This window comes from Spirillospora sp. NBC_01491 (assembly GCF_036227065.1).
Taxonomy (GTDB): domain Bacteria; phylum Actinomycetota; class Actinomycetes; order Streptosporangiales; family Streptosporangiaceae; genus Spirillospora; species Spirillospora xylanilytica.
The window spans coordinates 5,699,771-5,721,658 of record NZ_CP109432.1 but is presented as its reverse complement, the minus strand read 5'-3'; the positions used below and the strand labels follow the sequence as shown (position 1 = coordinate 5,721,658).

At 72.7% G+C, this 21,888-nt stretch carries 19 protein-coding genes; 7 read left to right on the top strand and 12 right to left on the bottom strand.

Features of this window, described 5'->3' with window-relative positions; genetic code table 11:
- Positions 1-173 precede the first annotated feature (173 nt).
- Positions 174-4,295, bottom strand: coding sequence for a hypothetical protein (locus OHA34_RS26665; protein ID WP_329519258.1), 4,122 nt, complete (start codon positions 4,293-4,295; stop codon positions 174-176).
- Between the two features lie 202 nt (positions 4,296-4,497).
- Positions 4,498-5,019, bottom strand: a complete 522-nt coding sequence (locus tag OHA34_RS26660) for a gamma carbonic anhydrase family protein (RefSeq protein WP_285938839.1) — start codon at positions 5,017-5,019, stop codon at positions 4,498-4,500.
- 260 nt (positions 5,020-5,279) lie between these two features.
- Here OHA34_RS26660 and OHA34_RS26655 point away from each other — a divergent pair, with 260 nt between their 5' ends.
- Positions 5,280-6,494, top strand: a complete 1,215-nt coding sequence (locus OHA34_RS26655; RefSeq protein ID WP_329519257.1) for a hypothetical protein — start codon at positions 5,280-5,282, stop codon at positions 6,492-6,494.
- Positions 6,495-6,623: 129 nt separating this feature from the next.
- Positions 6,624-7,175 (top strand): peptide deformylase, encoded by a 552-nt coding sequence (gene def / locus OHA34_RS26650; protein ID WP_329519256.1) that lies wholly within the window; start codon positions 6,624-6,626, stop codon positions 7,173-7,175.
- Positions 7,176-7,190: 15 nt separating this feature from the next.
- Here def and arfB read toward each other — a convergent pair whose 3' ends face one another.
- Positions 7,191-7,619, bottom strand: coding sequence for an alternative ribosome rescue aminoacyl-tRNA hydrolase ArfB (gene arfB, locus OHA34_RS26645; protein ID WP_285938842.1), 429 nt, complete (start codon positions 7,617-7,619; stop codon positions 7,191-7,193).
- 150 nt (positions 7,620-7,769) lie between these two features.
- On the opposite strand from arfB, the gene OHA34_RS26640 reads away from it, so the two are divergent.
- Together OHA34_RS26640 and OHA34_RS26635 are read left to right on the top strand one after the other, a co-directional pair.
- A complete protein-coding gene (locus tag OHA34_RS26640; RefSeq protein ID WP_285938843.1) occupies positions 7,770-8,972 on the top strand; it encodes a N(5)-(carboxyethyl)ornithine synthase in 1,203 nt (400 codons plus the stop codon).
- Positions 8,973-9,032: 60 nt separating this feature from the next.
- Entirely contained in the window at positions 9,033-9,890 is an 858-nt protein-coding gene (locus OHA34_RS26635; RefSeq protein ID WP_285938844.1) for an oxygenase MpaB family protein, read from the top strand.
- Between the two features lie 288 nt (positions 9,891-10,178).
- On the opposite strand, the gene OHA34_RS26630 is transcribed toward OHA34_RS26635, so the two are convergent.
- The 3 genes from OHA34_RS26630 to OHA34_RS26620 form a co-directional block, all read right to left on the bottom strand.
- The gene (locus tag OHA34_RS26630; protein ID WP_329519255.1) at positions 10,179-11,366 is read right to left on the bottom strand and encodes a S1C family serine protease; all 1,188 of its coding nucleotides are present in this window, start codon (positions 11,364-11,366) and stop codon (positions 10,179-10,181) included.
- A gap of 283 nt (positions 11,367-11,649) precedes the next feature.
- Entirely contained in the window at positions 11,650-13,137 is a 1,488-nt protein-coding gene (locus OHA34_RS26625) for a sensor histidine kinase (protein WP_329519254.1), read from the bottom strand.
- A gap of 11 nt (positions 13,138-13,148) precedes the next feature.
- Complete coding sequence (locus OHA34_RS26620) at positions 13,149-13,880, bottom strand: response regulator transcription factor (protein WP_285938847.1); 732 nt, start codon at positions 13,878-13,880, stop codon at positions 13,149-13,151.
- 33 nt (positions 13,881-13,913) lie between these two features.
- On the opposite strand from OHA34_RS26620, the gene OHA34_RS26615 reads away from it, so the two are divergent.
- Positions 13,914-14,120 (top strand): hypothetical protein, encoded by a 207-nt coding sequence (locus OHA34_RS26615; protein ID WP_329519253.1) that lies wholly within the window; start codon positions 13,914-13,916, stop codon positions 14,118-14,120.
- A 37-nt stretch (positions 14,121-14,157) separates the two neighbouring features.
- Here OHA34_RS26615 and OHA34_RS26610 read toward each other — a convergent pair whose 3' ends face one another.
- From OHA34_RS26610 to OHA34_RS26585, 6 genes are all read right to left on the bottom strand, one after another.
- Positions 14,158-15,237, bottom strand: a complete 1,080-nt coding sequence (locus OHA34_RS26610) for a hypothetical protein (RefSeq protein WP_329519252.1) — start codon at positions 15,235-15,237, stop codon at positions 14,158-14,160.
- 144 nt (positions 15,238-15,381) lie between these two features.
- Positions 15,382-16,146 (bottom strand): crotonase/enoyl-CoA hydratase family protein, encoded by a 765-nt coding sequence (locus tag OHA34_RS26605; protein WP_285938860.1) that lies wholly within the window; start codon positions 16,144-16,146, stop codon positions 15,382-15,384.
- Positions 16,147-16,154: 8 nt separating this feature from the next.
- The gene (locus OHA34_RS26600) at positions 16,155-16,928 is read right to left on the bottom strand and encodes an SDR family oxidoreductase (protein WP_285938861.1); all 774 of its coding nucleotides are present in this window, start codon (positions 16,926-16,928) and stop codon (positions 16,155-16,157) included.
- A gap of 88 nt (positions 16,929-17,016) precedes the next feature.
- Positions 17,017-17,328, bottom strand: a complete 312-nt coding sequence (locus tag OHA34_RS26595) for a DUF6191 domain-containing protein (RefSeq protein WP_285938862.1) — start codon at positions 17,326-17,328, stop codon at positions 17,017-17,019.
- Between the two features lie 134 nt (positions 17,329-17,462).
- Complete coding sequence (locus OHA34_RS26590; protein WP_285938863.1) at positions 17,463-17,849, bottom strand: SCO5389 family protein; 387 nt, start codon at positions 17,847-17,849, stop codon at positions 17,463-17,465.
- A 96-nt stretch (positions 17,850-17,945) separates the two neighbouring features.
- Positions 17,946-19,370 (bottom strand): glycoside hydrolase family 1 protein, encoded by a 1,425-nt coding sequence (locus OHA34_RS26585; protein ID WP_285938864.1) that lies wholly within the window; start codon positions 19,368-19,370, stop codon positions 17,946-17,948.
- Positions 19,371-20,345: 975 nt separating this feature from the next.
- On the opposite strand from OHA34_RS26585, the gene OHA34_RS26580 reads away from it, so the two are divergent.
- Together OHA34_RS26580 and OHA34_RS26575 are read left to right on the top strand one after the other, a co-directional pair.
- Positions 20,346-20,801 carry a C40 family peptidase gene (locus OHA34_RS26580; RefSeq protein ID WP_329519251.1) on the top strand — a complete coding sequence of 152 codons (456 nt, stop codon included), beginning with the start codon at positions 20,346-20,348 and terminating at the stop codon, positions 20,799-20,801.
- A 566-nt stretch (positions 20,802-21,367) separates the two neighbouring features.
- Positions 21,368-21,880, top strand: a complete 513-nt coding sequence (locus tag OHA34_RS26575; protein ID WP_285938866.1) for a C40 family peptidase — start codon at positions 21,368-21,370, stop codon at positions 21,878-21,880.
- The last annotated feature ends 8 nt before the right edge of the window (positions 21,881-21,888 follow it).

Genomic DNA, 21,888 nt, shown 5'->3' with positions numbered 1-21,888 from the left:
CACCTCCGTTCGTTCCCCGCACCCGCGGTCGAGGCTACGCGTCCCGGCCCGACGGGCACATGACCCAAGAGGGCCATTCGAGGGCCACTCTCCCTGCTGGTCTTCCCGGGTGGGGCCGGCATGATGCAAAACGCCCATGCCCGCCCGCACGGCGACCGCCCGCACGGACGCGGTCAGCCGCCCGGACGGAAGTCGCCCAGGATCTGCTCCAGCGGCGATTCGGGCAGGTCACGGGCGGTGAGCCGGGCGACCGTCGCCGCGTTCACGTCGACGCCCGCCAGCCGGGCCGCCTGCCGCGCCACCGTCTGCTCGAAGAGCGTCCGCACGGCGCGGGCGTAGGCGAACGAGGGGTCGGCGCGCTGCCGCTCGAAGTGCGCCAGCAGCTCGACCCGCAGCTCCTCGTCGAGCATGTACAGGTCGCGTTCGGCGTAGTTCTGGAAGAGCCGCACGAGGTCGCGGTCGCCCATGCCCTCGAACTCCAGCACCCGTCCGAACTCGCCGCGGAACCCGGGGTTGCCGGCGAGGAAGCCCTCCATCTCGGCCGCGGGACTGGAGCACACCACCAGGAACCGGGCGCCGCGCTCGTTCATCCGCTCGCGCAGCTCGTCGACCACCGCCGGCGCGCGGTCCAGGAGGTACGCCTCCTGGATCAGCAGCACACCGCCGTGCGCCTGCTCGACCATGGTCGCGACCCGGCTCTCGGTGTCGACCCGGTCGCGGCCGGCCAGGTGCACCGGACGGCACGCCACCACGTGCCCGGACTCCAACAGCCCGAGCGCCGCGTAGACGCCGCCGACCAGCCCGGCCACCGTGGTCTTGCCGCTGCCCGCCGGGCCGGTGAACACCAGGTGGCGGGCGCCGTCGCCGGCCACCCCGTAGCGGGCCCGGTCGGCCTCCAGCTCGGCCTCCTCGGCCAGCTCCCGGACCGTCGCCTTGACCTCGTCGAGCCCCATGAGCTGGTCGAGCCGGTGCAGGTAGCCGTCGATGTCGCCGGGCGGCCGGAGCGCCGGCTCGATGCCCTCGGCGACCCCGTGCAGATCGTCCGGCGCCAGCACCAGGCGGTCGCGGGACGCGCCGGCGCGTTCGAGGTGCCGCTGGCACGCCTGGTCGAGGTAGGTCTCCACCAGCCGCGCGTTGACCATGTCGCCGGGGCCGCGCAGCCGCTCCAGGTCGGCGCGGGCGACCTCCAGCGCGGACGCCCCCATCGTGACCCGCCGCTCGTCGGAGAGCAGGTGCAGCAGCGTCATCCGGTTGCCGAGGTCGCTGAGGTCGGGCAGCCGGTGCACCCGGAACGCCTCGATCAGCCGGGGATGGTCCTGGACGAGCCGCTTGTACGCGCGCGGCTCGCAGGTGGCGATCAGCGGGGTGGCGTTGGCCGGGTCGCGGCGGGAGCGGCGGACCGCCCCGGCCACCGCCACCGGGTCGAGCGCACCGGTGATCGCGATATCGAGCCGCTCGAACAGGATCGCCGGGCCGAGCCGCGTCAGGAGCCGCCCGATCCGCTCGGCCGGCGCGTCCCGCACGTCCTCGGCGTCGTGCGCGCGGATCGCGCCGTCACCGAGCCCGGCGTCGGCGAACATCAGCGCGATCATCCGGGCCAGCCGGCGCTGCCCGGAGTGCGGGCCGCCGACCAGCAGCACGCCCGGCAGCCCGGCGGAGGCCGACCCCGCGCCGTCCACCCGGGTCTCCTCGCCGTCCACCCGGGTCTCCTCCACGTCACCCCCGCCGGTGGCGTTCCACTCCTCGGTCTGCGCGCGCAGCTCGTCGAGCATCTCGCCCGCGTCGTGCGCGCCGGAGACGAAGCCGATGCCGAACCGCTCGAGGGTGCGCCGGTCGCTGCGGTCCTCCGGCGGCGGGATCTCGTTGACGGGGAGGTCGGGCGTCGGGGTGTCCTCCAGGAAGTCGAAGTTGCCGACCATCGTCTCGGACATGACCTGGGTGCCGGGATGGCCCTTGTCCCCTCCCCCCGGACCCCCTTCAAGGTCGCCGGGCCCCAGCACGCGCGTGCCAGGGGGACCTCCCTGGGGGACGGGCGGTGCGGGCGGCGCCTCCTGCTGGGGCACCGCAGGCTGGGGCACCGCAGGCTGGGGCATCGCCGCGCCGGGGCCCTCCATGCGGGTCGCGTACGGGTTGAACGACGCCCCCGCCTGTGGCTGCGGTGCCTGTGGTGGCTGCGGCTGCTCTGGCGGGCTCACCGCCGCCGGTGGGACTCCCGCCCCCGGAGGCAGCCCCTGCACAGGCGGCGCCCCGGCGGCCTGGTAGCCGAGCTGCGTGTACGGAGGAAGGTGGTTCTCCTCCTTCTCCTCCTCAGGAGGAGACATGCCGCCAAGCTGCGGCAGGTCTGGCGGCGCGAACTGCCTCTGCGCGGCGTCCTGCCCCGGATAGGGCGGCTGCTGGGGTGCGGCGCCCGGATCGCCGTAAGAGGGCTGACCGTGCGCCTGAGCGCCGTATGGCGGCTGTTCCGGCGGCGGGTAGGGCTGCTCTTGTGCTGAATATGCCGGTTGGGGCTGTTCCGGGGCGGCATAAGGGGGCTGCGCGGACGAGCCCGGACCGCCTGGGCCCGGACCTGGAACGCCTGGGCTCGGGGCGGGGCCGCTCGGGCCGCCGGTGAGCTGGAAGCCGAGTGCGGTGTAGGGCGGGGCGACGTTCTCCTCTTGCTCCTCTTCCGACCGGGAGGCGCTGCCGAACTGCGGGTCGGGCGGGGCGAACGCGGCCTGCTGCCCCGGCGCCTGCATCTGCCCCGGCGCCTGCATCTGGCCGGGCGCCTGCATCTGCATCTGGCCGGGCGGCGGCTGCGCCTGGCCGGGGCCGGGGGCGTCCTCCCAGCCGGGCTGTGCGGGCGGCTGGACGAAGGGCCGGTCGGGCTGGGGCGGCATGCCCAAGTGCGCGGCGGGCGTGCCCGGCGCGACCCCGGGCTGGCTCTGCGAGCTGAGCGGGGACGGCGGCTGGCTGTAGGCCGCGCTCGGCGGCGGCGTGGGCGAGGCGGTCGGCGTGGCGGCCGTGGCGCGGGCCCGGTCCCGGCCGATGATCCCGGCGACGACCGCGGTGGGCACCGGGAAGCCCCGGGGCCGCGCGGGCATGCCGCCCGCCAGCCGGCACCAGGCCAGGTCGAGCTCGTACATCGCGGCCAGGAGCGCCTCGGCGCCCTCGCCCGCACCGGCGGCGGACCCGAGCGGTTCGGGCAGCCGCAGATCGACCGGCCACAGCCGGCGCAGCGGATGGCCCACCTGGTCGGACACCGCCTGCACCGTGTAGCGGATCTCGGGGTCCAGCCAGGGGACCACGCCGCCCACCACGTCCTTGCGGACCACGTCGAGGTCGGCGGCGAGCATCGCGGCGGCCACCAGCCGGGGCTCGATGTAGGCCGGGCCGGCCGGGTCTCCGGCCAGGTCACCGATCGCGTCGCTGAGGGTGTAGAAGGCGTGCCGGAAGTTGTCGCCGGGCGAGCTCTCGTTGCGCAGCGCGGGCACCAGGTGCGGCGGGCAGCGGGTGAGCCACTGCTGGACGAGGGCCTGGTCGCCGTAGGGCAGCGCGCCGTAGTCGACGGTCGGATTGTTGAGCGTCACGCCGAGGATGGACAGCAGCGCGTCGGCCCGGATCTGGAACCGCACGTCCTCGCGCAGCGCGCTCGCGACGGCCCACATCGTCCGCAGGACGACGACGGCCGCGTCGACCCGTCCGGCGCGCAGCCGTTCGGAGTAGAGCCCGATCAGCGTCTCCAGCGGCGGCGGGGTGAGCCAGCGCGGGCCGTCGACATCGGGCAGCGGCCTGGCCCGGTACGGCTTCCAGAGGTCGAGCATCTGCGCGTCGAGACGGGCGTCGAACGCGGGCGCGGACGCGCACCAGAGCATCACGCCCCAGGAGACGGCCACGGTGGACGGCGCCTCGGGGGTGAAGTGCGGCCACCAGTGCGGGTACTCGACGGCGGGCAGCGCGGCGGCGGACTCGACGGTGGCGCGGACCTGGGAGGTCAGCTCGCTCGCGAACCCGTGGCCGACGAACGGCAGCGCGGGGGGCGGGCTGTAGGAGAAGTCGGGACCGGCGGGCACCACGTGCGGCGGTAGCGCCGGGACCCGCATGCCGCCCTGCTGGGCCGACCGGGCGGCCATCCGGACGGCGGGCGAACGGGGCGGCGGGCACAGGTACCACTGGCCGTCGGACGGGTGCAGCCGGTACCAGCGGGCCCACGCGCCGAACAGCCACCATGTGCCGTCGGGCAGGACCAGCAGCCGCCCGCCGATCGCGTGCTGGCGCTGCTGGGGGGGCGCCGACGGCCACCATGCGGCGGCCACCATCGCCCTCGTGTCGCGCTCTGCCGCCGTGAACGGATCCTGCCCCATCTGGGGGCTGGGCGGCGGAGCACTGCCATAACCCGGTCCCCACACCACGTGGTCATCGTAGTCAGCCGCCCGGCCCCCGGGCTCCCCTCCGTACCATCGGAACAGCATCGCCGCAGGTCAGAGGGGCGGCATTCGTACCTATTCGAGGGTTCCGGGGTCAGGCCCAGGTGGCGTCGCGGTGCCGGCGGGCCTTGTCGAGGTACACCTGCGGCGTGTGCTCCAGCGCCAGCCGGTCGTCGTCGGTCAGCTCGCGGACGATCCGTCCGGGGGTGCCCGCGACGAGCACGCCCGAGGGGATCTTCTTGCCCGGGGCCACCAACGCGCCCGCCGCGATCAGGGTGCCGGCGCCGATCCTGGCCCCGTTCAGCACGATCGCGCCGATGCCGATGAGCGAGCCGGTCTCCACGTGGGCGCCGTGCACCATGGCCTTGTGCCCCAGGCTGACCCGGTCCTCCAGGACGGCCGGCAGCCCCGGGTCGGAGTGCAGGCAGCTCAGGTCCTGGATGTTGCAGCCGTCGCCGACGACGATCTCCTCGTCCTCGGCGCGCAGCACCGACCCGTACCAGACGCTCGAGTCGCGGCCCAGCGTCACCCGGCCGACGACGACGGCACCAGGCGCGATCCATGCCTCGGGGTGGATCCGCGGCGCGATCTCACCCAACGATCCCACGTAGCTCATGCGGCAGATCGTAGGAGGCGGGCCGGCCGGGCCCGGCGGTGCCCTCGGCCTCGCACGGGCTATTCACTAGGATCGGGTGGTTTGTCGATCAGGCGTGATGAAGAAACCGCAGCGAGAACCGTGTTCCGGTTGCGCGAATGGGGTGGACCGGACAAGAGTCGGTCCTGACGTTTATTCATGTGGCGCCCGCTCACCGACGGGTGAGGATCGCATCCGACCCTGACGGGGTGATCACCCCCGCCAACGACCCCCAAGGCACCATGAGCAACGATGCAGAAATCCTGCCGAACCTCCTCCAAGAAGAGTCCTTCGAGATCGTCATGCGCGGCTTCAACCGCCGCCAGGTCGAGGACTACATCACCCGGAACCAGCAGAAGCACCGCGAGCTCGAGGCCAGGCTCGCGCGGGCCCAGGACGACGCCGAGCGGATCCGCCGCGAGATGGCCGAGCTCCGGGAGGCCCGCAAGCCGACCGGCGACGACCTGAGCGACCGGCTCCGGCAGATCATCAACCTGGCCGAGGACGAGGCCCAGGACAAGCTGGCCGAGGCCGAGTCCAAGGGCACCCAGATCCGCGAGGACGCCGAGCACGACTCCAAGCGGATCGTCGACGACGCCCGCGCGCACGCCGAGAAGAACCTCGCCCAGGCCCAGGAGAAGGCCGAGCAGGTGCTCGCGGCGGCCAAGAAGGAGTCCGACAGCGTCGTGTCGGCCGCCAAGCAGGAGGCCGAGCAGACGGTGACCGGCGCCCGGCTGGAGGCCGAGCGCACCCTGACCGCCTCCGAGCGCCGGGCCAGCGTGATCAACGAGGGCGCCACCCAGCGGCTGACCCAGCTCACCAAGAACCACACCCAGGCGTTGCAGCGGCTCACCGAGATCAGCGAGACGCTGCACCGGCTGCTGACGGCCGAGAACGAGGCCGGTCCGCTGGAGAAGATGGTCGAGGACGCCGTCCGGCAGACCCCGCCCCCGCGCAAGCAGCCCGCCCAGGCCCAGCCCGGACCGGGCGCGCACGCCGCGCCGGCGAACGCGGGCCCCGGCGGCAAGCCCGCACCGGCCCAAGGGCCGCCCCAGGGGCAGGCGCAGGGTCAGGCGCCGGGTCAGGCACAGTCACCGGGGCAGGCTCCGGTGCCCGCGGCGGCGAAGCCGGCTCCGGCGCAGGGACCCGCCGCCCCGCAGGCCGCGCCGTCGATCAAGAAGCCCGAACCCGCGGACGCGGGCGAGGCGCAGGGTCCCGGCCAGGGCGCCGGTCCCGGATCCGGGCACGGCCCCGGGCACGGTCCGGTCGCGGGCCAGGGACCGGGACCGGGACCGCAGATGCCGCCGCAGGCCAAGGCGCAGCGGCCCCCGTCCGACGACCTCGACGGTCCCGGCCCGACGGGCGGCCCGTCCCACGGTCCGGTCGGAGGCCCGTCCGCCAACCCGGGCGGTGTCCTTCCGCCGCACCCGGGACACGGCCCCGGCGAGGCCGGCTGAACGCACCGTCCGGAGCGGGCGGGGGGAGGTTCGGCGGGTCGCACGGCGCGTCCCGTCCCGGTCACGGCCGCGGGCGGTGCGCGCCGTGCTCGCGGTTCAGCCGTCCTCGCGGCTTTATAGGATCTCGGTGTGAGCAAGAGGACCGGCACCCCCGACGGCAGGCGCGGCAACCGGACCGGGACCGCCCGCCCGATCCGCGTTCTCGGCGACCCCGTGCTGCGCACCGGGTGCGATCCGGTCCGGACGTTCGACGCCGCGCTGGAGCGCCTCGTCGACGACATGTTCATCACCATGTACGAGGAGGACGGCGCGGGCGTCGCGGCCAACCAGGTCGGCGTCTCCCTGCGGGCGTTCGTGTACGACTGCCGCGACGACCACGACCGCAGGCACGTGGGGCACGTGGTCAACCCGGTGCTCGTCGCTGCGGACGGCGGCACCCTGGTCGAGCGGGAGGGCTGCCTGTCGGTGCCCGGCCTCGGCTTCGCGACCCCGCGCCACGCGCACGCCGTGGTCGAGGGGGTCGACGTCAAGGGCCGGCCGGTCCGGGTCGAGGGCACCGGCTACTTCGCGCGCTGCCTCCAGCACGAGTGCGGCCACCTCGATGGCGGCGTCTACATCGACGTGCTGTCGGGCGAGGTGCGCCGCGAGGCCATGCGCGCCATCCGCTCCGCCCGTCTCTGACGCCCGTCCCCGACCTCAGTCCCAGCGGCGGGACGAGCGCTGGCGCTTGATGTCGGCGCGGCGCTTCTTGTTCTGAAGGCGGCGCTCGTTGAGCCCGCGCGGGATCTTCTTGGGAATCCGCTTCTTGGGCGGTGGCGCGATGGCGTCGGCGAGGAGCGCGACCAGGCGGGCGCGGGCGGCGTCGCGGTTGCGGTGCTGGGAGCGGTACTCCTCCGCGCGGATCGTCAGGACGCCGCGGACGAGGCGTCCCTCCAGGCGTTCGAGCGCACGCGCCTTGAGCGGTTCGGGGAGCGAGGGCGAGCCGGCCACATCGAAGGACAGCTCGGCGGCCGTCGCGCTGGTGTTCACGTGCTGCCCGCCCGGCCCCGAGGAACGGGAGAAACGCCAGCCGAGCTCGGTCTCCGGGATGAAGACCGAACCGCGGACGTGGATCTGCTCGGGCATGCCTCGATTATCCCCGTCCGGACGGATCATGTCGCACCGTTTTCCGGGGGCCTGGGCCCGGGATCGGCGATGGTCACATGGTCATCTCACGTCATGACGCGTAGTGTCCGACGTATCCGTCCACCGCGCCGGCTCTCTGAAGGGCATGTCATGAACAGCCTCCCGAACCGGTTGAGCCTGGGCGTCATCGCCGGTTCACGCAAGGAGAACGAGCGCCGGCTCCCGCTCCACCCGCTGCATCTGGGCCGGCTCGATCCGGCCGTGCGCTCGCGCGTCTACCTCGAGAGCGGCTACGGCGAGCGGTTCGGCCTGCCGGACGAACGACTCGCCCCCCAGGTCGCCGGGATCCTGCCGCGGGCCCGGCTCATCGCCGACTGCGACGTGATCCTGCTGCCCAAGCCCCAGCCGGCCGACCTGGCCGAACTGCGCGACGGCCAGGTCCTGTGGGGCTGGCCGCACTGCGTGCAGGACCGCGAGATCACCCAGCTCGCGATCGACAAGCGGCTGACCCTGATCGCCTTCGAGGCGATGAACCACTGGTCCAGCGACGGCGGGTTCAGCCTGCACGTCTTCCACAAGAACAACGAGCTGGCGGGCTACTCCTCGGTGCTGCACGCGCTGGCGCTGACCGGCACCACCGGCCGGTACGGGCCCCGGCGGCGCGCGGCCATCATCAGCTTCGGGGCGACCGCGCGCGGCGCGGTCACCGCCCTCAACGCGCTCGGCGTGCACGATGTCGACGTCCTCACCCAGCGCGGCCTGACCGCGGTCGCCTCCCCGATCCACTCGGCCCGGATGGTGCACTTCGACCACGAGGTCGGCGCCCCGGGCCGCACGCTCGCGCTCGTCGACGGCGGCGCGGTGCCGATGGCGTCCTTCCTCGCCGAGCACGACATCGTGGTCAACTGCGTGCTCCAGGACACCTCGGCTCCGCTGATGTTCGCCACCAACGACGACCTGGGCGCGTTCGCGCCGGGCACGCTGATCGTCGACGTGTCCTGCGACGAGGGGATGGGCTTCGGCTGGGCGCGGCCGACCTCGTTCGAGGACCCGATGTTCTCGGTGGGCGACAACGTGCACTACTACGGCGTCGACCACAGCCCCTCGTACCTGTGGGACTCGGCCACCTGGGAGATCAGCGAGGCGCTGCTCCCGCATCTGGAGACCGTCCTGTCGGGGCCCGCGGGCTGGGACGCCGATCAGACCATCCAGCGGGCGATCGAGATCCGGGACGGGGTCGTCCAGAACGCGGCCGTCCTGTCGTTCCAGGACCGTGCGCCGCGCTACCCTCATCCGCCCGCGACGTCCGCGGGCGCCCCCGCACCGGCCACGAAGGCCTTCGCGGGTGGATGAGGGGGATTTTCCGGGCGATGCCCCTTGGCGCAAAGCAAGTGCTTACTTACACTGGTCGCCATGACCGAAGGACTGTTCCAGGACGACGACCTGATCCGCGTCATCAGCCGCGAGGGCGCGCTCATCGCGGCGGGAGGGGTCGCCTCCCTGCTCCAGACCGCTCACCCCAAGGTCGCGCAGGGCGTCTACGACCACAGCTACACCGCCGACGACCCGCTGCGCCGCCTCCAGAACACCATGGGCTGGCTCTACACCGTCCAGTTCGGCACCCGCGAGGAGGCCGAGCGGTTCAGCGCCCTGGTGCGCAAGGGGCACGAGAAGGTCACCGGGCCCGGCTACGAGGCCAACGACCCCGAGCTCCAGGTCTGGGTCGCCTCCACCCTGTTCGCCGTGGCCGTGCAGTTCTACCAGCTGCTGTTCCGGCGCGAGTTCGACGCGCGGGAGCTGGCGGACTTCTACCGGCAGGCCAAGATCTACGCGACCATCCTCGGCTGCCCCGAGGACCGGATGCCGGCCACCTACCCCGAGTTCCGCGCCTACTACGCCGAGATGATCGCCACCATCCAGATCACCGACGCCTCGCGGGCCATCGCCGAGCAGGTGCTGAACCCGAGGCTCCCGTTCGGGTTCGCCGCCGCGCCCGGCCTGATGATGATCCGGCTGATCACGGTCGGGCTGATGCCCGAGCCGATCCGGGTGCAGTACGGCTGGACCTGGGACGCGCGCCGCCGGCGCCGCTTCGACCGGCTCGTCCGCACGCTGGCGGTCGTCTACCCGAGGCTGCCGGCGCCCGTGCGCACGCTGCCGCGCACCTATTACCTGCGCACCACGCGCCGGATGCTGGCCAAGGTCGCCGAGCAGCGGCGGCCGGTCATCTCGGTGAAGTCCGACGGCGCCGAGGAGGGGCCGGCGGCCTGACCTGACCCACCGCGGCCGGTGCCGTGCCCCGGGCCCGGGCCCGATGCCCCGCGCCCCGGGCCCGCGCCCCTTGCCCATGCCCGCGCGTGCCCGCGCCGAAGGGCGGCTGAACGCGACACGGCCGCGTGTCCCGGACGTCCGGGACACGCGGCCGTGCCATTTCGCCGGGTCGCCAGGGCCCGGCCCGGCCCCGGCGACCCGTTCACCGGTCGCCGCCGCCCGTCCGTCCGCTCCCCCCAGAGCCGTGTCGGGACGGCGGCCCCCGATGGGTCCCGCCGCGAGCGCCGGTCAGACCGACCCGCTCGCGATGATCTTCTGTGCGGCCTGCCGGGCGTCGTTCACCGGGATCGCAAAGCCGACCCCGATGTTGCCCGAGCTGCTGCCGGAGGTGGCGATCGCCGAGTTGATCCCGATCACCCGTCCGGCGGAGTCGACCAGCGCGCCGCCGGAGTTGCCCGGGTTGATGGCCGCGTCCGTCTGGATCGCGTTCTTGATCACCGCGGTCTCCTGCCGGGAGAGCCGCTGCTCGAGCCCAGGAGGCAGGCCGCCCTGGCCGCCGCTCCCCCCGCTGCCGCCGCCCGAGTCGCCCTCCTGGATCTCGCGGCCGAGCGCGCTGACGATGCCGGAGGTGACCGAGCCGTCCAGGCCGAGCGGGCTGCCCATCGCCAGCACCTGGTCGCCGACCGCCAGCGATCCGCTGTCGCCGAGCGTGGCGGGCTTGAGTCCGGACACCCCGGTCGCCTTGACCACCGCGATGTCGGAGCCGCTCGCGCTGCCGAGCAGCGTGGCCGGCGCGGTCCTGCCGTCGCTGAACTTCACCGCGATCCGCTGCGCGTCCGCGACCACGTGCGCGTTGGTCATGATGACGCCGTCGGACCGCAGGATCACCCCGGACCCGGTTCCGGCGCCGTCCCCCGTCTGGGTCTGCACCGACACCACGCTCGGCTGCACGGCCGCGGCGACCTGCGCGGCCGTGCCGGCCTTGGCGGACGCGCCGGACACCGAGGTCGGGCTCGAGTAGGCGGTCTCGGGCCCGGTGAGCAGCGCGGTCACGGCCGCCCCGGCGCCGCCCGCCCCCACGGCCAGCGCCAGCACCGCCCCCATCGCCACGATCTTGCGCCGCACCGTCCGGCGCGGGCCCCCGGCCCCGCCGCCTCCCGGGAACGGCTCCTGAGGCGGCACCCCCATCGGGCCCAGCGGCCCCACCGGGCCCATGGGGCCCATCGGCCCGAACGGCCCACCCGCCGGCGGTCCGCCGGAAGGCGGCCCGCTCATCGGCGGTCCGCCAGGCGCTCCGGCGGACGGCGGGACGGACGGCCCGGTGGGGGATCCGGCGGGCGGTCCCGCTGCGAACCGGGCCTCCGGCAGGCCGTCCGGCGCGGTCGGCCAGACGTCGTGAGGGTGCGGCTGAAGGCCCTGCTCCTGCCACGGCCCCTGGTCCCCGTGCGGAGCGAAGCTCGGCTGATCGGCGCTCATCTGGTCCCCCTGTCGTCTACTCACTCCGAGAGTGCGCGGCGGCCCTGCAACTCCCCTGGACCCGACCTGAAAGTCCGCTGAACGGCGTCCCGGCATGAGAAAGCCGCGACCAGGGGGACGTGCGGCGGCTCGTTCCCCCAGGCCACGGCGGCTGGGAAGGGCTGGGCAGGGCGCGCACCCCCGGACCGTTCGGGCCGGGGGGCGCCCCGCGATTCACAGCCAACCCGGCGGAGCTGAACGCATCCTGAACCACTCCCCAAGCTTGGCTGAGAAGCGCGTGAGGTCAGTCGGGCGCCAGCGGCAGCAGGACGCGGAACACCGCGCCCTCCCCCGGCTGTGAGTCCACCTCGACCAAGCCCTCGTGCGCCGCGACGAGCGCCGCGACGATGGACAGGCCGAGCCCGGTCCCGCCGCCCTCAGGGCTGCGGGACGGGTCCGCGCGGTAGAAGCGCTCGAAGACCCGTTCGGCCTGGTCGGGCGGGAGGCCCGGTCCCTCGTCCACGACCTCGCACACCGCCGCCGGCGCGCCGCGCAGCGTGCCGGGCGAGAGCCGCACCGCGACCGGGGTGCCCTCCGGGGTGTGCACGACCGCGTTGGTCAGCAGGTTGCCCAGCACCTGGCGGAGCCGCGGCTCGTCGCCCAGCACCTGGTAGGCGACGCCGCCCTCGACCGACAGCTCGACGGCGCGGCCGGGAGCGACCACGCGGGCCTCCTGGACGGCGTCGGCGGCGACCGCGAGCAGGTCCACCGGGCGCCGCTCGACCGGGCGCTGCCGGTCGAGCCGGGCGAGCAGGAGGAGGTCCTCGACCAGCAGGCCCATCCGGGCCGCGGTCTGCTCGATCCGGCCGACCAGCCGGTCGATCTCCTCGGGCGTGCGGGCCGCGCCCTGCCGGTAGAACTCGGCGAAGCCGCGGATCGCGGTCAGCGGGGTGCGCAGCTCGTGGCTGGCGTCGGCGACGAAGCGCCGCATCCGCTCCTCGGAGCGGAGCGCGGTCTCCTCCGACCGGCGGGCCGCCGCCTCGGACTCGGCCCGCGCGCCGAACGCCGCCTCGATCTGGGTGAGCATGGAGTTGAGCGACCCGCCGAGCCGGCCCATCTCGGTGCGCGCGTCGCCCTCGGGCACGCGCCGGGACAGGTCGCCGGCCGCGATCGCGCCGGCGGTCTCCTCGATCGCGGCGAGCGGGCGCAGGCTGACCCGGACCACCCAGACCCCCAGGATCACCAGCACGGCCAGCACCAGCAGCCCGACGATCACGTCGATGGCGACCAGCCGGCCCACGGTGCGCTCGATCTCCTCCATGCTGGTCGCGAGCATGAGGGTGAAGCCACCGGGGAGCGGCTCGGCGAGGACCCGCCAGGACGAGCTCCCCTTGCCGCTGCCCGGCACGGTGAACGGCGCGTCGAGCCGTCCGCTCAGGTCGGCGGGCAGCCGCGGGCGGCCGGGCTCGCCCCATGCGGCGCTCTCCGCCCGGATCGTCCCGCTGGGGTCGCGGAGCTGCCCGTACATCTCGCTCGGGATGCGGACGAAGAACTGGTCGCCGCCGTTGCGCAGCTCCGGGACGACCGTGCTGATCGCGCGGCCGACGGTGCTGCGGAGCTGGTCGTCGGCCCGTCCGACCAGGTAGTCGCGCAGGACGGACGCGCCCGCCCCGCTCATCACCGTCATGCCGAGGGTGACCAGCACCAGCATTCCCGCGATCAGCTTGACCCACAGCGGGGTGCGATCGCGCAGCCGCGCGGGCAGGCCCGGCCGGCGGACCGGCGTGGTCACCGGCGGGTTCATCAGCCGGTGTTCTGCGGCTCGCGCAGCACGTAGCCCACCCCGCGCAGGGTGTGGATCAGCCGCGGCTCGGTGTTGTCGACCTTGCGGCGCAGCGCCGAGACGTAGGACTCGACGATGCCGGCGTCACCGCGGAAGTCGTAGTTCCACACGTGGTCGAGGATCTGCGCCTTGGACAGCACCCGGCCCGCGTTCGCCATGAAGTAGCGCAGGAGCTTGAACTCGGTCGGCGAGAGCTGGACGGCCCGGCCGCCGCGCCACACCTCGTGGCTGTCCTCGTCCAGCTCGACGTCGGCGAAGACCATCCGCGGCGGGGGCTCGGCCGCGCCGCCGCGGAACCGCCGCAGCACCGCGCGGATCCGCGCGATGACCTCCTCCAGGCTGAACGGCTTGGTGACGTAGTCGTCGCCGCCGATGGTCAGGCCCTTGATCCGGTCCTGCACCGCGTCGCGGGCGGTGAGGAACAGCACCGGGGTGTGGTCGCCGCCCGAGCGGAGCCGCCGCGCGACGTCGAACCCGTCGATGTCGGGCAGCATCACGTCCAGGACGATCAGGTCGGGCCGGTGCCGGCGCGCCGCCTGCACGGCGTCGGCGCCGTTGGTCGCGGTCACGACCTCGAAGCCGCTGAACCGGAGGCTGCCGGCGAGCAGCTCCAGGATGTTGGGCTCGTCCTCGACGACGAGGAGCAGCGCCTCAGGCACCCTGCCCCCGCCGTTCACCGTACGCTCAGCCAATGACACGTTCCCCCTCCGCAATCATCGCAGAGGTTGCCATCCGAACCTGAAGGCCCCCTGGACGTCAGCCCAGGATCTCCCGACCTTCGCGGCGTCCGCTACACGACCGGCTTCGTCGCCTGCGCGGCGGTCGCCGGAATCGCCGTCGCCGTCGCGGCCTTCATCCCCGCCCGAAGGCCCGGACGCGGTGCCGTCGGCAACGGCCAGGACGTGGGAACGGCCGTCGAGGCCCGCCCCTGAGCGAGGGCGGGGCGGTCGTCCTTGATCGGATGCCGTCCTACCCGAAGTACTCGATGAAGGGCACCTTCTTGTCCGGGCCGGCGGCGGTGCCGGCACTGACGATGCCGGTCGTGCCGGGGCGCCAGTCGAGGTCGCCGGCCTGGACGGCGCCGGAGCGGGCGGGGCCGCTGAGGGTCGTCCACGCCGAGCCGCTGTAGTGCATGTACTGCGTCGTGGTTCCGGTGGTGACCGGCAGCATCACCACGCCGCCCTGGCCGTCGCCCGACAGGCCGATGCCCGCGGCGTTCAGCGGGGTGCCGACGGTCGTCCAGGACGAGCCGTTCCAGTGCAGCAGCGCGTTGGTGATCTGCGCGTTCTGCCGGACCCTGGAGACGTACACGTTGGTCGGGGAATTGGCCACGATCTTGGTGAGCGTGCCCTGGTAGGCGGGCACGCCCATCGCGCCGGGGACGTCGAGGCGCTTCCAGGACGTCCCGTCGTAGTGCATCACCAGGCCGGTGACGGCGGTGCCGTCGGAGGTGGTGCCGGCCAGCCACACGTCGGACTTGGACTTGACGTCCACCGCGGTGATGCTGGACGAGGCGGGCAGCGGCACGGTGGTGTCGACCCAGGCGCTGCCGTTCCAGCGCATGATCGCGCTCAGGCCGCCGCCCGACGCGCCGACCCCGGCGACGGAGTAGGCGGTGCCGTCGGTGCCGGCCGACACTTGGGACGGCATGCCCACCAGCGGGTAGTCGGCCTGGGCCCACTTGGTGCCGTTCCAGTACAGGCCGACGGGCCCGCTGAGGTTGTAGCCGACGATCCAGGCGCGGTTGGCCCCGGCGGCGGCCACGTCGGTCGGGGTGAACCCGACCGGGCTGCTCTGCGCGACCCAGGCCGACCCGTTCCACCGGACGATGTCGGCCGTCGGGGTGAGGAGGGAACCGCTCGCGCCGACGGCCCAGCCGGCGTTCTTGTCCGAGAAGTCGACCCTGTCGAGGCTGCCGTTGTAGCTCAGGGCCGTGCTGCCGATGTTGCGCCAGCCCGCCGCCTGGGCCGGCGCGGCGAGCGCGACCGTCCCGAGGCCGCAGGTGAGGACCATGACCGCCGCCGGCACCGCGTTCCGTCTCAAAGCCACTCCCAAGATCAGGTCAGGTGGGCCCAAGAGTACGGGGATGCTTACTCGTGAGTAAGAGGGGCGTACCGGACGGCCAGAACAGGCCGATCCCGGACACGGGAACGCCCGGGGACCGCGGTCCCCGGGCGTCTCGCGCGGTACGGGCTACTCGCCCTTCCAGTCCGGCCTGCGCTTCTCGGCGAAGGCGGCCGGGCCCTCCTGGGCGTCCTTGGACATGAAGACGGGCAGGGTGATCTCGCCCTGCTTCTTCCATGCCTCCTCGGCGCCCCAGTCGGCGGACTCGACAATGACCTTCTTGGTCGCCGCGAGCGCCAGCGGCGCGTTCTCGGCGACCTTGAGGGCCAGCTCCTTGGCCGCCGCCAGCGCCTGCCCCGGCTCGGTGAGCCGGTTGACCAGGCCCAGCTCGGCCATCCGGCCGGCCGGGTACTTCTCGCCGGTGAGGGCGATCTCCATCGCGATGTGGAACGGGATCCGCTGCGGCAGCCGGAGCAGCCCGCCCCCGGCGGCGACCAGGCCGCGCTTGGGCTCGGGCAGCCCGAACAGGGCCTCGCTGGACGCCACGATCATGTCGCAGGCCAGCGCCACCTCGCAGCCGCCGGCCAGCGCGTAGCCCTCGATCGCGGCGATCAGCGGCTTGGCCGCCGGGCGCTCCACGATCCCGGCGAACCCGCGGCCCTCGATGATCGGGTTGTCCCCGGTCAGGAAGCCCTTGAGGTCCATGCCCGCGCAGAAGGTGCCGCCCGCGCCGGTGAGGACGCCGATGGACAGGTCCTTGCGGGAGTCCAGCTCGTCCAGCGCCGCCGCGATGCCCTGGGCCACGGCGCCGTTGACGGCGTTCCGGGCCTCGGGACGGTTGATCGTGATGACCAGGACGGCGCCGTCTTCTTCAGTGAGAACAGCCTCGGACATTCAGTGCCTCACTTCGGCTGGAAGCGGATGCCGCCGTCGAAACGGATCGTCTCGCCGTTCATGTAGTCGTTCTCGATGAGCGACGTGACCAGGTGCGCGAACTCCGAGGCCTTGCCCATCCGCTTCGGGAACGGCACCGGCGCCGCCAGCTTGGCCTTGAACGCGTCCGCGGCCTCGCCCTCGCCGTAGATCGGGGTGTCGATGATCCCCGGGCAGATGGTGTTGACCCGGACGCCGATCGCGGCGAGGTCGCGGGCGGCCGGCAGGGTCATCCCGACGATGCCGCCCTTGGACGCCGAGTAGGCGATCTGGCCGGTCTGCCCCTCCAGCGCGGCGACGGACGCGGTGTTGATCACTACGCCGCGCAGCCCGTCGGCGTCGGCCGGCTCGGTCTTGGAGATCGCGGCGGCGCCGATCCGCATCAGGTTGAAGGTGCCGATCAGGTTGATCCTGATGACCGTCTCGAACTGGCCGAGGTCGTGCGGGGTGCCGTCGCGGCCGACGGTCCGGGACGCCCAGCCGATGCCGGCGCTGTTGACCACGACGCGCAGCGGGGCGCCGGTGTCGACGGCGGCCTGCACGGCGGCCTGGACCTGCGCCTCGTCGGAGACGTCGGTCTTGACGAAGACGCCGCCGACCTCTTCGGCGAGGGCCTTGCCCTTGTCCTCGTTGAGGTCGGCGACGACCACCTTGGCGCCATCGGCGGCGAGCGCGCGGACGGTGGCCTCACCGAGACCGCTCGCACCACCGGAAACGACGGCGGAAACTCCGTTCAGATCCATAAGCAGCACCTTACGTGAGGGACCGAATGTGGTTCGGGATGATGTTACCCACAGGTCACAGTACGGGGAAGGCGCCGCCCCCCGGCCGTCAGGGGCGGGGGGCGCGGATGATCGCGGTGCCCGCGTCCAGGTCAACCCTGCTCCGCGGCGGCGCCCCGTCGTCCTCCTCGTCGCGCAGGATCAGCGAGCTGCGCTTCTCATCCAGCTCGTAGCGCTTGGTCGGCTGGAAGAGGGCGTCCAGTTCGTCGACGGCGACCGCCGACATCGGGCGGCCGGTCTCGTCGCGCCGCCACGGCAGCCGGAAGCGCCGGTTGGCCCACAGCCCGACCCGGTCGGCCGCGGCGAACACCAGTAACCCGAGCGTCAGGCCGATCACCGACAGGAAGAATGCAGCAACCATGGTCGGAGAACGGCCGGCCTGCGGCGCCGGTTCCCACCCCTCGTCCACCTGCGCGTCCGCCGTCCGTCCCTGGACGCGCGAAAGGGCGGCACGCCGCGCGTCAGTTGCGGCGTGCCGCCCCGGGGGCGGGCGGGTCAGCAGTCGATCCGGTCCGGCGACTGGTTGAGAAGCTGGGCTCGGGGCGAGACGAAGGCGGCGTGCCGCTTGGTGGCGCCCGGCGCGAACGCCGCCACGCGGTGACAGTTCTGGAACGCGAGCCTGACGCCGAAGTGGCGCTCGAGCGCGCCGCGCATCGCGTCGGAGGCGAGCACCCGCAGGAGCTGACCCCGCGCCTGCTCGTCCGGCGGCGGCGTCAGGTTGTCGGCGAAGCCGTCGGTGCCCGCGCGCATCCGGTCGACGACGTCGCTGACGACCGTCCAGGCGTACGGCAGCGAGCTCCGCACACACGCGACGAACGCCTCGTCGTCCACCTCGCCCTGGCGGGCGCGCTCCAGCAGCCGGTCATCGACGGTCAAGGACATGGCCGTTCTCCCCTCGGGTTGGTCGAGGGACCAGAGTGGCATGAAAATGATTATCGTTCCAATAGAACGTTGTGGGAGCGTCCACCCGATATCCGGTCAGGGCGCCACCTTTTGATAGGGGGCGGGCGGGGTGGCGGGCGTGCCGAAACAGGTCGCGATCGGGTCCTCGATCGAGCACCAGCCCGGCTTGCGCTTGGGCACGTACCCGCCCGGCACTCCGCGGTTCGCGATGATCGACCGGTACACCGGGACGCCGTCGGTCGGACGCCGCTTCAGCTCCGGATCGGTGAGCACGTCCACCGTGTACAGGCCGAAGCGCGGCCGGTAGCTCCCCCACTCGTAGTTGTCGGTGAGGCTCCACTGGTTGTAGCCGATCACCTTCACGCCGTCGGCGATGGCGCGCTGCACCCAGTAGAGGTGGTCGCGCATGTGGTCGGCGCGGGTGTAGCCGTCGGCGCGGGGCTTGCCGTCGTCGGTCGGCGTCCCGCTCTCGACGATGTAGAGGGGCAGGTTCGGCAGCCGGCGCTGGTAGTTCTTCAGGACGTAGTAGAGCCCCTCCGGCTCCGGGTCGATCTTCCAGTACTCGCCGGTCATCGCGTTGATCGCGCTGAAGTTCTGGAGGTTGGCGCCGTAGTAGTAGTCGATCCCGACGAAGTCGAGCTTGTCGGTCACCTCGTTGAAGGCCGCCGCGTCGAACACCGCGTTGAAGACCGAGCCGTACGCCACGTTGGTCGACACCGGCGCCCCGGGGTCCACCCGGTGGATCAGGTCGTACGCGGCGCGGTGCGTCCTGATCAGCGCGGTGCGCATGGTGGCGAGCTGCATCAGGTTCATCGGCCGCGACAGCAGCTCGTGGTAAAGGTTCTGGCTGATCTCGTTGAAGGTGATCCAGAGGACCCCCTGGCCCTTGTACCGGTCCACCAGGAACTGGGCGTTGCGCAGCCAGTCGTCCTGCGTCCGCGCGTTGTCCCAGGCGCCCTGGTCGGCCACCCAGCCCGGGTACACCCAGTGGTCCAGGGTGATCATCGGGCGCATCCCGGCGGCCCGGATCCGGCGGACCAGGTCGTCGTAGTACGCCAGCGCCGCCGCGCTCCGCACGCCGCGGCGCGGCTCGACCCGAGCCCACTCGATGGACGTGCGGAAGACGTTCACGCCGAGTCCCTGCGCGAGGCGGACGTCGCCGGGGTAGCGGTGCCTGAAGTCCACCGAGTTGTTGTAGGGATCCTTGACGCCGTTCGCCTTCTTGTCGACGTACCGGGTCCAGTTGCTGTCGGGGAACGAGCCCTCCGACTGGAAGCCGGACGAGGACACGCCCCAGAGGAAGTCCGGCGGGAACTTGGCGACCTCGGGCGCCGTGGCGGACGCGGCGAGCGGAGACGGATGACCGGGGGACGAGGGGACGGGGGACGCGAGGGCGGGAGAAGCGAGGGCGGTGACCGCGGCCGTCAGCCAGACGGTCGCGGAGAGGATGAGGACGGATGGTGCGCGAGCGAAGCGTGGTCTGCCGGCCCTGCCGAACACGGGGTCTCCCTCCGGGGTACCGAACATGAATCTGTCTCGGATGACAGGCGCGGACGGTACCGCTGTCAAGATCAGCCGCATGACCGGTACCGGCTACTCCGGGATGCTCACGGTTTCCCCCGTTCCGCACCGGACGACCCTCGCACCCACCACCAAAGAGCACACCGCGCCCGGAAATCGGATCTAGCCCCCCTTCCGGTCCTCCTGCCACTCCTGCCCCCAAAGTGACTCGCGCGCCAGGACTGTGAGCGGCCGGACGGCCGGGGCGGCACGCCCCAAGCACGCCTTTCCGTCGTTCACGGCGGCGCCAAATCAACCCGGACATTCACCTCCCGAAGCGCAGAAAAGGGCACGACAGTACGACACGGGAAGGTCACTGTGATCTGCATCACAGTGGGATAAGCGCATGATCGGCTTGTGTCCTGGCTATCACTCTGAGTAATTGCCTTTTCGATGCGAAAGGCATCGCCGGACGCGAACCTCATCGCGGGCCCCGTGCAATCCACGGAGCTTCCGATCAGCGTCCGGCGGCCACGGAGTCGCCAACAGAAAACGGCAATGGGCGGACCCGGTCAGGCGGCGCACGCGCCGCGTCCGACCGGTCCTGGGCGGCACGCCGATCCTCGGCGCGCACGCCGACCGCCCGCCGAGTCCATGCAGACCAGAAGCATGGAGCCGGGTGAGCGCACCCGTCCTGACGACGTCGGGCGGGATGCCGCCGCCACGCAGCCGGAACTCTTGCCAACACTGTTCTTTCGGCTGCCCGGTCAGGCATGAACGGCGAGGTTAGGAGCAATCCTGAACGCCTTCCGATTCACCTTCATGACACGTACTCCGAGACTTCTCGCAGGCGCTTGCGCAGTGGGCGCGACCGCCGTCGCGGGAGTCCTACCGGCGCCGGCACCGGCGCGAGCGGCCGTATCCGCGGCGGCCACCGAAGCCATTGCGCCCAACGGCGGAGCGTCCGCCGACACCGTGACCAGGGCGTCCGCCGCCCGGCACGCGGCGCGGACCGGGCAGGCCGCCAGGGCCGCCTCGCGCGCGCGATCCAGAGCGGTCCGGCAGCGGTTCAGAGCCGCGACCGCCGTGGACTACGCGCGCAGGCAGATCGGCGACCCGTACCGCTGGGGCGCCACCGGACCGAGCTCGTGGGACTGCTCGGGACTCGCCGGAGGCTCGTGGCGCAAGGCGGGCGTGACGCTGCCGCGCACCACTCAGCAGATCTATCGCAAGGTCAGGCACAAGGTCAGCTGGAAGGGCGCGGTCAAGGGAGACCTGCTGTTCTTCTACTCCGGCCGGAGCCACATGGGCGTCTACGCCGGACACGGATACATGATCCACGCGCCGGGAACCGGCCGGCGGGTGACCAAGGTGAAGCTGAACGGCTACTACAAGGGCAACTTCAACGGGGCGGTCCGCCCCGGCTACTGAACGTAGCCTGCGGGAGCGGCCATGGCCGACTGCGGTGCGCTTCGGAGACGCCTCCGAAGCGCACCGCGCGCCCCCGATCCCGACCGGACGTGACTCACCTCACAACGCTCCATAACGATCTGGATAAGTGCAGGCAGAACCTTGATCACCAGCCCTGGCCGGACACCTGTCCACCACCGGAATCACGCCGAGATTTGCCAGCAATGCCGAACTCTGGCTACGTTCCTGCCGTTCCATGCGGCGAGACCGCGGCTCAGATAACAGAACACGATCACCGACGCGCGGCAGCGGCGCCCCCGACTTCCCGCCGCCCGAGAGCCCGCCGTCGACCGCCGAGTCCGTGCGGCCAAGAAGCACGGAACCGGAGAGCGGCCCCCGCGAACCTCGCCTCCCGAGGGCACCGCGGGCCCGGCCGCCCGCATCCCGACCCCCAGGCGGAGCCCCCGCCCGCGGTGACGGCTGCCCGGTAGGCACCGCAAGCTAGGTCAGGAGTCGTTCTGCATACCACCCCCCGAACCCGTCTGAAGGCCGGAATCACCCGCACGTCGCTCGTCGGCGGCGCCACCGTGACCGCGGCGGCCCTGGGAGCGACGCTCCTGGTGGCGGCCCCGGCCCACGCGACGGCCGCCGTCCCGCAGGCGGCGCCCCAGACGGCGAACGTGGCGAGCACCGTCGCGGCGGCCCGCATCTCCAAGGCGCGGGCCACCAAGCAGAAGAAGCGCGCCAACTACGCCATCAAGTACGCCTCCAAGCAGATCGGCGACCGCTACCGCTACGGCGGCACCGGCCCCGGCTCGTGGGACTGCTCGGGACTGGCCGGAGGCTCGTGGCGCAAGGCGGGCGTGAAGCTGCCGCGTACCACCCAGCAGATCTACAAGAAGGTCAAGTACCGGGTGTCCTGGAAGGGCGCCGTCAAGGGAGACCTGCTGTTCTTCTACTCCGGCAAGACCCACATGGGCGTCTACATCGGGAAGGGCTACATGATCCACGCGCCCAGCTCGGGCAAGCGGGTCAAGAAGGTCAAGCTCAACCGCTATTACAAGCGCAACTTCGCCGGCGCCGTCCGCCCCGGCTACTGAGCGAGCGG

Coding starts and splice junctions, on each gene's coding strand:
- OHA34_RS26665 (WP_329519258.1), bottom strand. CDS start 4,295: ATGGTGGCCGCCGCATGGTGGCCGTCGGCGCCCCCCCAGCAGCGCCAG.
- OHA34_RS26660 (WP_285938839.1), bottom strand. CDS start 5,019: ATGAGCTACGTGGGATCGTTGGGTGAGATCGCGCCGCGGATCCACCCC.
- OHA34_RS26655 (WP_329519257.1), top strand. CDS start 5,280: ATGAGCAACGATGCAGAAATCCTGCCGAACCTCCTCCAAGAAGAGTCC.
- arfB (WP_285938842.1), bottom strand. CDS start 7,619: ATGCCCGAGCAGATCCACGTCCGCGGTTCGGTCTTCATCCCGGAGACC.
- OHA34_RS26640 (WP_285938843.1), top strand. CDS start 7,770: ATGAACAGCCTCCCGAACCGGTTGAGCCTGGGCGTCATCGCCGGTTCA.
- OHA34_RS26635 (WP_285938844.1), top strand. CDS start 9,033: ATGACCGAAGGACTGTTCCAGGACGACGACCTGATCCGCGTCATCAGC.
- OHA34_RS26630 (WP_329519255.1), bottom strand. CDS start 11,366: ATGAGCGCCGATCAGCCGAGCTTCGCTCCGCACGGGGACCAGGGGCCG.
- OHA34_RS26605 (WP_285938860.1), bottom strand. CDS start 16,146: ATGTCCGAGGCTGTTCTCACTGAAGAAGACGGCGCCGTCCTGGTCATC.
- OHA34_RS26600 (WP_285938861.1), bottom strand. CDS start 16,928: ATGGATCTGAACGGAGTTTCCGCCGTCGTTTCCGGTGGTGCGAGCGGT.
- OHA34_RS26595 (WP_285938862.1), bottom strand. CDS start 17,328: ATGGTTGCTGCATTCTTCCTGTCGGTGATCGGCCTGACGCTCGGGTTA.
- OHA34_RS26590 (WP_285938863.1), bottom strand. CDS start 17,849: ATGTCCTTGACCGTCGATGACCGGCTGCTGGAGCGCGCCCGCCAGGGC.